At 46.0% G+C, this 12,690-nt stretch carries 8 protein-coding genes, 1 pseudogene and 1 riboswitch; of the genes and pseudogenes, 2 read left to right on the top strand and 7 right to left on the bottom strand.

What is annotated here, in order from left to right; translation table 11 throughout:
- The 3 genes from ACR2PX_RS20285 to ACR2PX_RS20275 all read right to left on the bottom strand — a co-directional run.
- The coding region (locus ACR2PX_RS20285) for a hypothetical protein (RefSeq protein WP_434001177.1) at positions 1-2,431 on the bottom strand (2,431 nt) is incomplete at its 3' end.
- Between the two features lie 123 nt (positions 2,432-2,554).
- The gene (thiC, locus tag ACR2PX_RS20280) at positions 2,555-4,282 is read right to left on the bottom strand and encodes a phosphomethylpyrimidine synthase ThiC (protein ID WP_434001176.1); all 1,728 of its coding nucleotides are present in this window, start codon (positions 4,280-4,282) and stop codon (positions 2,555-2,557) included.
- A gap of 109 nt (positions 4,283-4,391) precedes the next feature.
- Positions 4,392-4,496: riboswitch (TPP riboswitch) on the bottom strand.
- Positions 4,497-4,557: 61 nt separating this feature from the next.
- Positions 4,558-6,153, bottom strand: coding sequence for a hypothetical protein (locus tag ACR2PX_RS20275; protein WP_434001175.1), 1,596 nt, complete (start codon positions 6,151-6,153; stop codon positions 4,558-4,560).
- Between the two features lie 31 nt (positions 6,154-6,184).
- Here ACR2PX_RS20275 and ACR2PX_RS20270 point away from each other — a divergent pair, with 31 nt between their 5' ends.
- Positions 6,185-6,487 (top strand): hypothetical protein, encoded by a 303-nt coding sequence (locus ACR2PX_RS20270; protein ID WP_434001174.1) that lies wholly within the window; start codon positions 6,185-6,187, stop codon positions 6,485-6,487.
- A gap of 27 nt (positions 6,488-6,514) precedes the next feature.
- Here ACR2PX_RS20270 and ACR2PX_RS20265 read toward each other — a convergent pair whose 3' ends face one another.
- Both ACR2PX_RS20265 and ACR2PX_RS20260 read right to left on the bottom strand, forming a co-directional pair.
- Positions 6,515-7,183: a phosphohydrolase gene (locus ACR2PX_RS20265; protein WP_434001173.1), complete on the bottom strand. Its 669-nt coding sequence runs from the start codon at positions 7,181-7,183 to the stop codon at positions 6,515-6,517.
- Positions 7,180-8,010: a phosphodiesterase gene (locus tag ACR2PX_RS20260; protein WP_434001172.1), complete on the bottom strand. Its 831-nt coding sequence runs from the start codon at positions 8,008-8,010 to the stop codon at positions 7,180-7,182. The genes ACR2PX_RS20265 and ACR2PX_RS20260 overlap by 4 nt, the downstream gene beginning before the upstream one ends.
- A gap of 108 nt (positions 8,011-8,118) precedes the next feature.
- Between ACR2PX_RS20260 and ACR2PX_RS20255 the strand changes: the two genes are divergently transcribed.
- On the top strand, positions 8,119-9,366 hold the full coding sequence (locus ACR2PX_RS20255; protein ID WP_434001171.1) for a hypothetical protein: 1,248 nt from the start codon (positions 8,119-8,121) through the stop codon (positions 9,364-9,366).
- A gap of 310 nt (positions 9,367-9,676) precedes the next feature.
- On the opposite strand, the gene ACR2PX_RS20250 is transcribed toward ACR2PX_RS20255, so the two are convergent.
- Together ACR2PX_RS20250 and ACR2PX_RS20245 are read right to left on the bottom strand one after the other, a co-directional pair.
- A complete protein-coding gene (locus ACR2PX_RS20250) occupies positions 9,677-12,277 on the bottom strand; it encodes a hypothetical protein (protein ID WP_434001170.1) in 2,601 nt (866 codons plus the stop codon).
- Between the two features lie 205 nt (positions 12,278-12,482).
- Positions 12,483-12,690: pseudogene (locus tag ACR2PX_RS20245) on the bottom strand (IS701 family transposase); the annotation flags it as partial.

Below are 12,690 nucleotides of genomic sequence, written 5' to 3'. Positions count from 1 at the left end.
CAGGAGGTGCAACAGGAGGTGCAACAGGAGGTGCAACAGGAGGTGCAACAGGAGGTGCAACAGGAGGTGCAACAGGAGGTGCAACAGGAGGTGCAACAGGAGGTGCAACAGGAGGTGCAACAGGCTGCCTGGCAGGAATAGGAGGAGGCGTGGTTACCGTCTGCTGAACAACAGAAACACCTCCCGTCGTTGAATGACCTTTTCTAGCCTCTAAAACAATGGCTCCTGAAAATTCACGAAGGAATTCCTGTTGTCTACCGCCTCTGGTCAACACACCGTTCGCTAAACGTTGATCTGCGTTTAAAACTCGAATAGCAGCGGCCAGATCAGAATCCTTGATACCCGAGTTAAATGATTTAGCCTTCCTAAAGGCTTTCTTCTGTTCCTCTGTTGCTCTCACTTGTTGCTGCGGAGTGACTACCGGCCCAGCTACTGGAGGAAGCATTAATTCTGGTTCTTTATTCTCCAGTAAATCTTCCTGACGAAGACCCGTGAACCCAGCACTGAGTGAAGACAAACTCATTTGCCAATCATCGTTACCCCGCTCGTCCCTGATGTCATAAGGTTCAGGCGAAGGATCTCTTAAGTACTGCTGAAACTCCTGAAGATTGGCAAATAAAGGTGCAGGCAGGTCATTGGGATCTGGCGCTGCACCTGCACCTGCACCTGGAGTAGAAAATGAAGCCGATTGAAAGTCACCAAAATCATCATCTTTGACTCTGGCTTTGTAAGGAAATTTGTCCTCATGGAGTTGCTTACCCAAAGCGTTGAGCTGAGGATCATCGAACTCCATTTTATCCAGACAGGCGTTGACCATTGCATCGGTCATCACCCTATCCTGATAAGCTCTTTTCATATCATCAACGGTCAAACCGTACTGGCGATCACCAAGAATACCTACAAATAAGTTGCAGGCTTCATTAATCAGCTTCTCTCTCAGTTCCGGGGGAGTATTTGGAGACAGTCGTTTAGTATCAACCACCGCTTGTTGTGGCTGCATTGCCTTTTCTCTGAGTCCCAATACTTCTGTATGGAAAGTAGCAAAAGCTATATCCTGCTCGAAACTCCACGCTCCCAGAGCCAGTTCAACAAACTGTGGATTCAGCAGCCCTGCCTCCTGAACCCTCCTGAAGTCATCCATATTCAATGGATCGTATTTTAACTCTGCACCATAGTAAGAGTTGCCATAAACTTCGAAAGCTTTCAGTCGGCTCTCTTCCGAATTCTGGCGTTTCAGAACAGGCGGTGGTGCAGTGACAACAGGAGAGGACGGCCTTTTTTCAAGTGACGTCGCTTCATGCTCATAGGAAAAAGCATCTCTGTGCATACTGCCTTTGAACTCACCTAACATCCTGTTCATTAACTCAAACTGTTCTTTTTTATTAGTCCCTTTGGTGGCTGCTGCCAAAAAGTCTTCAGTTAAGAGTCCAGTGTTGAAGGCCAGCTGAATATCATCAACGCTACTTTCACCAAAGTTATATCCTGAGCGCAGGAAGGCCTGAAATGCCCTTTTCATGTCTTCTGTTACACCTGGCTCCTGAGCAACGGCCCCCAGTGGCTCTAGTTGATGGATAGGGGGTGGTAGTGGTGAGTCTGGCTTGTGAAACACAGGTGCAGGAGCTCTTTGAGGCCCCAAATCCAAGGGTTGAATATCAGGCCTGACGTTAGGGTTTTTCCTGGCTTTCAATCGATCCTGTCGTGTAAATCCCACTTCTTTTGGCGGGTTTGCCTTGAACTTCTCTATGGCAGTATCAAGATATCCGAGTTGATCGCCAAAGCCTTTCAGGTAATCGGAATACACTGATCTGCTTTTTTTGGGTTCTCCCGCTTTACTTCGATCAACCCCTATTCCAGGCTTCTTCCCTTCCGGATGAAGATGTACAGCTACCTGAACCCGAACATCCTGCTTTTCCAACTCTATAAAGTCTCTTAAATGAGCTTCCCAATCGCCGTTATCTCGAGTTTTTGTGGCATTACAAAACTCAAATATCAGGTTTTCTACCTGCTGTTGGATCTCTTTATCGGAGGCTTTGCTTAGGATCAGTTGAACCAGCTTTATTTCTGCATCATGCAAACGAGTGAGACTGGCCTGGTTAATGGCTATAAATTCATCATTCCACACTTTCGCAAGCTTAGGCTTGGAGGGATCAGTTCCAGATACGCTTCTCTTACGCAAGGGAGTCGTTTGGCCAGTAGCCGTTCTCACTTCCCGACTAACACCCACCAGCTCAGGCTTGTCCATGAGTTCATTTTCTCGCTCATAAAATATTTTCACGGAGCGACAAAAAGCATTGTATTTATCAGAAGGCCCTTGAAACCAGCCCACTTTTTCAGATGACAGCTGCCCACCATCCATTATGGGGTATTGTCCTTCAACACCTTTACGTGATTGATAGAAATCCAGAAACGATTGAGGAGAAAACGGAACCACAATGACCTCCTTGTCAGTGGGACAGTAAGCGAACTTATCCAAGAGAATAGCTAACAGTAGTTCCGTCATTTCTTCGACAGATCAAAAGGAATCAACTCAACGGCTGACTCCCAGTGTTTATTTTCAGGCAGTTTCTTCCAGTTCGCGTACATCCTGGGTCATGCGCATGGGACAGAAATCAGGTCCACACATAGAACAGAACTCTGATTCCTTCGCACCATCCTGAGGTAAAGTCTCATCGTGATAGGCTTTGGCCGTATCAGGATCAAGAGCCAGGTTGAACTGGTCCAGCCAGCGGAATTCAAAGCGAGCCTTCGACAGGGCATTATCCCGAACCTGAGCACCAAGATGACCTTTGGCCAGATCCGCAGCATGAGCGGCAATTTTATAAGTAATCAGACCGGACTTTACATCATCTCTGTTGGGCAGACCCAAATGTTCTTTGGGGGTTACATAACAAAGCATGGCGCAGCCATACCAGCCGATCATCGCTGCTCCGATGCCTGAAGTAATATGGTCATAGCCAGGCGCTACATCGGTGGTCAGAGGCCCCAAGGTATAGAAAGGTGCCTCATGGCAATGCTCCAGCTGCATATCCATGTTTTCCTTGATGAGGTGCATGGGTACATGACCCGGCCCTTCAATCATGACCTGAACATCGTATTCCCAGGCAATCTTGGTCAGCTCCCCAAGGGTTTTCAGCTCACCAAACTGGGCTTCATCGTTAGCATCAGCGATAGAGCCCGGGCGCAGACCATCTCCCAGTGACAAGCTGATATCGTATGCCTGACAGATCTCGCACAGTTCCCGGAAATTGTCATAGAGAAAGTTCTCAGCATTGTGCATTTCTGCCCACTGACCCAGAATGCCGCCTCCCCGGGAAACAATACCTGTCACCCTGTTTTTGGTTTTGGCAACATGCTCTCTGAGCACCCCGGCATGGATCGTCATGTAGTCTACACCCTGCTCTGCCTGCTCAATAATGGTGTCTTTCATGACCTCCCAGCTCAGCTCCTTGACCTTACCCTTAACCTTTTCGAGGGCTTGGTAGATGGGCACTGTGCCGATGGGTACCGGAGAGTTTCTGATAATCCACTCGCGGGTTTCATGGATATTCTTGCCTGTGGATAAATCCATGACCGTGTCGCCACCCCAGCGAACCGACCAGAGCATTTTTTCCACTTCTTCCTCTATAGAAGAAGTCACTGCTGAGTTACCAATATTGGCATTGATCTTCACCAGAAAGTTGCGCCCAATGATCATGGGTTCGGATTCCGGGTGATTAATGTTTGCCGGGATAATGGCCCGCCCTTCAGCCACTTCCTTTCTGACAAATTCCGGTGTGATATGAGAGTCCTCAGCAAGATCCATATTTTCACGAATGGCGATGTACTCCATTTCCGGAGTCACAATTCCCTGCCTGGCGTAATAAAGCTGGGAGACATTTTGGTTGGATTTTGCCCTGAGAGGTGTTCTCAATGCTTTAAAGCGAATTTCTTCCAGGCGCAGGTCAAACTGCCGGGAGCGGGCAAACTCTGATGAACGATCGTCCAGCAATTCAGTATCTGCCCTTTCTTCTATCCACTTTGAACGTAAGCCCGGTAGCCCCTGATTCAAATCATGGGGAACGCCAGTCTCTGTATAACTGCCTGACGTATCATAGATCCGAACGGGTTCATTCTTACCGCCACCAAAGCGTTCATGGGTATCGTGTAAATGAACTTCTCTCATTCCCACACGAATATCTTCGCGACTGCCTGTCACATAGTGTTTTTGAGAGTTGGGGAAAGGGCGACAGGCATCAATCAGCAATTGCCGGTCAAAATCAGACGTGTTTTTCTCGCAAGCCATCGTTTCAGTGTCCTTCAATTTCGATATGGCTTGCCGGATTGGCCAGACCCGATCTTTCAATAAAGAAAGATTTCATGGAGTGGGTAAAATCCAGATTCTATCCACTCCCAGAACGGGTCTTCTTGTTCCCTTCGCAGGTTTTAGCCTGATCAGGTTCTACGGATTCCGAAAAACAGCATTTCGGTCTCAGCTCATGGCGCTCCGACAAGATTGCCGGAAAGTATAAGTAGATTTCCCGAAGGTTAACAGTACAAGTTTCTGCCAATAAGTCATGTTTATGGAAGCTGCTTCAGCCAATTCCTGTATTTCCGGACCTCAAAATACTTCAGGAAACTCAAATGACCACCATCGTTTTGGTTGACTCCATAGCCATGTTCCATATCGCTTACAACCCTCAAGCCCGTGACCGGATCTGAATTTAGACCGACTAGAGGCAAATCTGCCAACCTTGCTAACCTTTCAGCAGTATAAAAAGGCACAATCTTATCTCGCTGCCCATACATTATTGCCAATGGCTTCACAGCAGCTGAGTATTGAGGAGTTCGAACCCAGTCAACGTAGTGAATACTGTCTCCCTGATCAAGCTTGCTCTGAAAAACAGCTATCATCCAGGCTGATTCAGCTCCATTAGCGCTGGAGGGAATTACATTGTATATACCATTAGAGTTATAAAGGCTTGAATTTGAAAGAACATGAGTCACTCCAACCCCTGGTACCTGTAGATAACCAGCATTAAGCTCAGCCCCTGCTGAGCCAACAAAAGCTCCTCCTAACAACCCTCCCAGAGAAGTCCCCAGGTAAGAAATTCGAGTTGTATCCAATTCAATAACGCCATCTCCGCCTTCTGGCAATACATCCAGCTTATCAAGGTGCTGCCGGATGCCCGTTAGCACAGAGTTCATATCTAAAGGCGACTGAACCACCATACCCGTCAGCCGGCTGACTGTTCCTGGTGTTAATATGGAACTGAAATCCCCACCATCCAGGACAACCCTGTCACCATGTTGGGGCTGATCAATAGCAAATACAGCGTGCCCTTCTTTCAGAGCAGATTCACCTACCCGCTCAGCACTCTGTCTGGAAGAATTCAACCCGTGTCCATAGATAACGACTGGTACGGGGCCTTGCCTTGCCTCAGAGGGAAGCCAGAGACTAAAGTTCGTCCAGTAATCCTTTCCTGCACCACCTGGAGTATAAGAAATACGCCCATCACTTTCCCTGAAGCTGACAAGACGAATCCGGCCTTCTATTTTTGCTGAAAAAGCTCCAAACCGATGATAGTCGACGGATAAAATTTCGACAGGGTGATCCTGACTAGTAACAAGATTAACCATGCTCATGAAAGAATCACTGAGTTCAGATCGATCTTGTACTGTAAAGTCGGTCAGCGACAATATTTCATTGGCCTGAATGTCTTTACCAGCAAGGAAATCAAGAGCATCACTGTAATAGTTTGCCAATGCACCAGAGTCGCTCACTACTTCCTGCACAGATGATGGTACAGAAAAGCTTTCACCATCCAGATTCTTCAGTTTATTTGTCAACACAGCCAGAAGCTTATGACCATATGGAAAACGAGTCATAGGCGATACTTCAACAACCACTCTAGGGTTGGTTTCATCGGCATGAGAAGCCGGATTGCTGAGATTAACAAAAACACTCAGCTCTTCACCGGTATTAAGATCAAACACTTTAACAGCATCTCCACCATCTATTGGCAATGATAATGGATCTGGTGTTGAAGCTAATTGAAACAGTATGGGTCCAGCTGCTGAAAACCCGCTTTTCCCATTTAAGATGGATGAAGGTTTATCTCCTTCCTGCAATTCCGCCAGTACACTATCAGGCAATATTGAGTTTTCAACATTCACAACAACACCTGTCGGAGATGTGCTTGATTGAATGGTGAATGCTTGGTTACTGGGGAACGGTAAAGAGCATGTTTCGATTGATAAGGGATTACAGGTCGCAAATGATAAAAGAGGTAAAAACCCGGTAATAAGAGCAGCGCCCTTGAGCCAACTTTTAGTTTTTTTCATGGGTTATCCAGATGTTTTTATTATTTTTATTCGGACTTCTTCTAATGAACTACCCTACCGCAAGCAGTTCATTAGAACTCCAGACATTAAATCAAACGACCGTTTAAATCAAACGCTTTGTTTTTTGATCGATGTTTTTTCAATCTGGTGTTTTGTCACAAAATAACAAAAACATTACCAATTGAAGGCCAATTCAGCTGTAATCGCCCGCAAGTTCCTTACACAGCTGGGTTCTGAAGGACTGCAAAAAGTCACTGTGACGTGCAGCCATTTTGCGCCCTGGCTCTGTCTTCATGGTCTTCTGGATCTGCAAAAGCTTGATTTCAAAATGATCCAGTGAGTACTGACGATCGTTCAACTCTCTGTTTTCCCCCATGGGATCTTCCGGATCAAAGAGTTTCTGTCCCAGTTTGCCCCCGGTATAAAAACAGCGCGCAATACCAATTGCCCCCAAAGCTTCCATCCTGTCAGCATCCTGAACCACTTCCGCTTCCAGAGTTTCAGGAGTGATGTTCGCAGAATAGCTGTGGGTCTTCACTGCATGGCATACAGCACTGATCAAATCTTGGGGGAACTCCAGTTTTTTCAGGCAGATTTGCGTTTCTTCAGCCGCCAGAGTCGACGCCTTCGAACGTTCCGGATGATTCTTTGGCAGCACAACTATATCGTGAAAGTAACAGGCTGCCAGAACCACCAGCCGGTTAATCTCAAAGCCACCCTCATTCATTAATTGTTGAGCTGTTTTCCAGACCCGCTGAAAGTGGGAAATGTCATGGGACGCATCGTCAGAATCCCGGTCTTGCAGGAAATCGACAAAACGTTCTTCCCAGTCTTTCAGAAGTGCAGGTTCATTAAAATTCATGAGTCAGGATCCACAGGCTTTTGATAGCGTTGACAGGTTCTGCTGTTAATAGCGGGCGAATCATGCAGAAAATTGTGAGCGTGTACAACTACCCTGTCTGCATGCAGATCCACCAGATTATAAACCGGCGGCTCTGGTGAAACGTAGTCAGGTTTGGGATTATGAAAATCAAAAGGTGTCTGGTGCACCAGAGAAGGTGGACATGAAAAGCTGATGCCCTGCCAACTGCCTGAAACAGAGCGGTGCAAGTGGCCAAAAAACAAATGTCGGATACGGTCTTTATAGGGCTGGAGCACGGCCCAGAATGCTTCTGAATTGATCAGATTGTCTCTGTCCATACTCGCCAGCCCGGTTTCAAAAGGTGGGTGATGCATGAACAGACAAACGGGTTGATCAGAAGCGTTCAGCTCATGTTGCAGCCAGGCAAGCCTCTGTTCACAGAGTATCCCGCTACGCTTTCTGTCATCCAGTGTATCCAGGCAAATCAAATTAACCAGAGCCGTTTCCACGGAGAATTGAATAAAGCCTTCCGACTGTCTGGGATGGTCAGGAAACACTTCCAGAAAGTGTTGTCGATGATCATGATTGCCCATCAGGCAATAAACAGGATAGGGAAGTCTGTCGAGCTCTTCTTTCAATACTTGATAGGCATCTTTCTCGCCCCAGTGAGTCAGGTCACCGGTGATAATACAGGCACTGGATTCCGGCACTTCCTGCAAAAGCCTGTCAACGCAGTGTCGCAACCTCGACTGAGGGTCGATGTCATAGTTCAGCTGACCCGCTGGCACTAGCTGGGGATCAGAAAGGTGTATCAATCGATAGGCCATAGAACGCGATTCCGTAATTATTTTCAGCTTAAAAAATTATTGAACTATCCTTCTGCGTGGGTTTTTCAATGAAGCGCTGTTATTAATATGCTGTTCCATGAGTTTACCGTGAAAATTTTTTCGTTCTCAAGGAAGACAACCTTTCATTTCATTTGCTCATGGCTGCTCAATGTTTTCCGGGGTTTTGTCATCACACTCCTCCTGGCTTCAAACACCTCTTTGGCTGACGAGTTCTCTGATGCTCTGGAAATCAGGGAAGGAATGATCTCTCCCTGGTATATTTATACGCCACCAGGCGACCGCGATAAACACTGCAACATTCATGCTCAAATAGGTGTAGACGGTGGTGCCAGCACTATTCGGGTCCGGGCAGTCACCAATGCTGTAGGCCACTATATCCCTGAATTTAAAGTCGATTTAGTGACTGAAGCCAACGGCAAGATAGTCATTGCTCCAGAGATGGTGGCCAGAGATACCCAACATTTGATTGATAACAGCCTTAATCAATTAGCCGTAGAGGGAAATCTGTCCGCTGACTCTATCTGTTACTCCGCTGTCCTGGGCATGTCCGGTTCAGAAGATCTGGTGAGTATACAAACCTTTCTGGAAGGTCTTGAGCAAGACCACAGGCTGCAAAAAGCCGTGGTGGTGTCCGATGCCGAAACCGTCTGGCACGATGTTTTTGAACAACAAGGTATTGTCATTATTATTGGCACTGGCCATGTGATTCGCGGACGGGCAGCAGGACAGCCGGATAAGCAAATCAGTGGTTTCTCAGCCCCTTCCTCCGACAAACCTTCTGCCGCTCGTTTAACCCATGACTACGATGACTGCATGGATGAAATCACCTTTTTCAGTAGCAACAAAATTGAGCTTTTCAACAAAAAGCCTGTTCACATTGGCCAGAAAGAATTTAAACACTTTCCCAGAACTATTCCCTTCTTCTATGCCCAGCAAGTGCTGAGTGGGAAGTCAGATGTTGAACAGCGGGCATTTTTCTCAATGGTTCAGGTTCAAAACAATAAAGAATATGCCGCCAGAGCCAAAATCCTGAATGATTACAGAACCAATCCGGATGTCAGCCCTGACTTCTGTGTCGAGTATGCCTGGAATAAAGCCAAGTATGATTTTCTAAGACGGTTTGACGATATTGCCGAGGCCGGTATGGGGAATGTCCCTTTTGTTATCCAGGGCAGTATGGCCGAGCCATTGTGGGATGATTTATCACCTGCTGAAAAAGCACCTCTCGAAGACCTGAAGATCAAGAAAAAACCCGATGCACTGGGAGGCGCATTAAAAATTGCAAAAAAGCTGCACTGCTTGAGCCGGGAAACTGCCCATCAGGAATGTCCTTGAGAGTGCTCGAAGCCATTGGTAGGCAAAGCTGACACCAGCTTCAAATGCTGCTTGTTCTTTGATGTCACAATCTTTTGCATGAAGTAGTTCTCTGGATAGCACGCCGCAAGTGGCGGGGAATATGACCTTCAGAGATTCAAAGCTGAAAATCAATGCTTGCTTTGACCATACGAATTGATCCTGTAGCCAGGAGCCTGTCGGACTTAAGACTATTTCGGCCTAAATTCCAGAAAGAACGGCCCAATTATTCGATGAATTCGATTAAATAGGTCAACTATTCTCACGAATCCATCGAGTAATTCGACTCGTTCTACTGAAATTTATGCTCAAAAGCAAAAGTCCGATAGGCTCCTAGAATCGATAAAAAAACTAAATTGTATTCATGGTTCATTGAATGCTGTGTAACTATCATCTGAGAGTCGCCATCTTGCCAGATACCTGCTGACCAGTGATTGCTACCATCCAATACCAGTCCACTATTCGAGAGTGACATATTGTTGATCATGATAATGGGTGGCGTGTACTGGCTGTGCAGGTGTTGTAATGTTGTGAGTATATCCACATCGCTGGTCAATTGCTGTATTATCGTGCCACCCTCCAGGCTGGGATGATACCATATCGCAGCCAGCTCCCCGGGATTTGGCGATAGTATTTCGATAACAGGAACATTGAAGTACTGAGATACCACCATAAGATGATCACTTGTTCCCCATTGAGCCGGAGCATAGGAAGATGCAGCCGTATATGAGCTGATTATCTGCTGTAGTTGCAGGGTGTTGTATTGCCCAATATTGAGATGATTCAAATTTGCGGCCAGTGCATGCCACATACATAAACCATCTCCGGGCACATGCCGTTGTTGTATTCCGATACTGGATAATAATTTGGCCAGTTTCCTGGCCTCTGAACTTGATGATAACCTGGCCCGCCTGCTAGGTTTCAGGCGGGGCGGGTTCTCTGTTGGCAAGTTTTCCAACTTGATTTTTACAGGTGACTTGAAGGGAGCACTCGTTTCACGGAATACTCTGATCCAGTGACGAAGTCTCTTTACTTCCGCGATATATTCACTTTCTCTCAGTAGATCATCCCATACACGTTTGATGGTCGGGTGCGACAAGAGAGCAGAGTGTATAGGTTCCTGAAACTTAGGGAGGATGGGGCTATATATATTTTCTTGTAATAACCAGACCAAATTGGAATGGTTTTCTTCATGAAATTTAACCGATCCGGCATTCAATACCTGTCTTATTAAGTTTGCTATAACCTCTTGCCCTAACGCATCAGCAAGGCTGGTGATTGTTTTAGGAATAGAGGAATAAACCCATGAAAAATTACCAAACAAACTTTCTAAAATCAGTGCTGACTGTTTTTTGCTCATGTGTCTGGCCAGTTTATCCATCCATTTTTGAAAGGCGCTTGAAGAGTTATTCCATCGGGATTGCTGGATAAGCAGAGCCAGTATTTCTATTGCGCTGTTTATATCTCCTTTACTGATGTGATCATCAATTAATATTTCAAGTGTTTTTATGTTGACCAGATGACTTTTCAGTAATCCTTCGACCTGACCTTGGTCAAAAGCAAACTGAGCCAGTTTTACCTGAGCTTCACCATCATCAAATTCCTCCTTCAAGGCGTAAAACATGCTTCCTAGAACAGCATCTTTGTAAAAGTCACTGTCAATCCAGCTTCTGTGCAATTTATAGAGGGTCTCATAATATTGAAGCCGACCTTCGGATGACATGGAGAGATCACGGGGGATATCCAGTATCAGCGGTTTTAATGCTCGATTCCGGCTGCAAAATTCATCCGTAATATCAGCTCCAAGGTCAGAAATGTATTTCATTAACGGAAGCCAGTACGGTGAAGATTCTTCCAGCAGACCACTGTTAATCCATAGTCTTATAGCGGGTATCAGGTCATCCATTGTGCCATAATACCCTTTCAGATCTTCAGGCAGCTCGCCTTCAATGTAGTCTTTCAGCGTGTCGCCATACTCCTGCCATTGAGATGATTCCAGAACAACCCTGTGCATGGCACTTGTCAGAGCCTGCGCCAGTAAAGGCTGACCTGTTTCAGAATAAAACCGGATAAAATCCAGATAAACTTGTGGATCTTTATGGGCGATGATTAAAGCTCGCAGATAGGCACGCTCAGCTTCAGCCAGGTTGCCGTTTTTACGGTTAAACTTCGCTCGCCAAAGCTCTTTTCTGCGCTCGATATAAGGGGAATCTTTGAAATTCTGACCATCCAGGAACTGGTTTGCTTCATCAGAACGCCCCACTTCCTCCAATAATTCTGCATAGTCAACAAAAGCCTGGGGGTCGTGGTTCGTGATAAACGCCAGCGGGAGCGATGCCAGTTCTTTTTGGGTGATTAAAATCGCTTCTTCATATTTTTTACGCGCCCGGTAAATTCGTCGAAGTGTATGGTATAAAAGTGCCGAATTATTTTCTTCCCCCTGATAGTCTGGAAGCCGATTCAATACGGATTCAAGTTCATCTTCAACCAGGCTCAGGCAACCGCCCTCTTCTAAGGTTAGGCATCGCATATGGGCGGTCAATATGGCATCACTTATGATGGTTTCGGGTGTTTCTGCAACAGTCTGCCAGTACTCAGGAGGCTGTTCAGTGCCCTCGCCCGGATTATCAAAAGTACCAGATGTCTGACTATTTAAACTCAGACAGCATAACCACTCTGCAAGGTCTCCCATTTCATCAAGGCTTTTACGTGCAATAGTTTGAATTTTATGACCCGCTTTGGTTATAGAGCTCAACGCCCGGGAAAAAATGCGTGTTCTCTCCACACTAATGCGGGAAGGGTGCGCTTCTGTCAGACTATAGTGAGCGGTTGTTTGTTCCCTGGATTTATGTCCACCCTGCGCCGAAAGGTTTTCACTAGTTACTGTGCTCAACAGCAGGCATATTATTACTTTCCGGGATAAGTACCCCACCAATTGAAATCGAATATTTCCTATTCTTGTCACTACTTTTACCAAGGCATTTAGAAGAGCGATAAAAGAAATTATTGTAGTGCTTAATATTTTGTTCGACATATATTACTATTACTCCGCTCAGAAATAAGCTAATTGGGTTGACTTAACCCTTATATAACTCATGTTACGCACCCTTCATCGACTGAAGTTCTTGGAACGATGATGTCAGCGCTGAAAGATAAAGCTTCGCTCGCAACTCAAAGTAGTTCAAATTGAGCTTGTTAGACAAAACCTCAAGACGAAATGCCGAATATATCGACATAAATAGATGGTTACTCTGCGTCAAAACGGTATGGCTCGGTGATTTTGCCATGGCTGCATTGGATTTGAGC

It is taken from the genome of Endozoicomonas sp., from assembly GCF_051008435.1.
GTDB lineage: Bacteria > Pseudomonadota > Gammaproteobacteria > Pseudomonadales > Endozoicomonadaceae > Endozoicomonas_A.
This window is presented reverse-complemented; position numbering and strand designations above follow the sequence as displayed.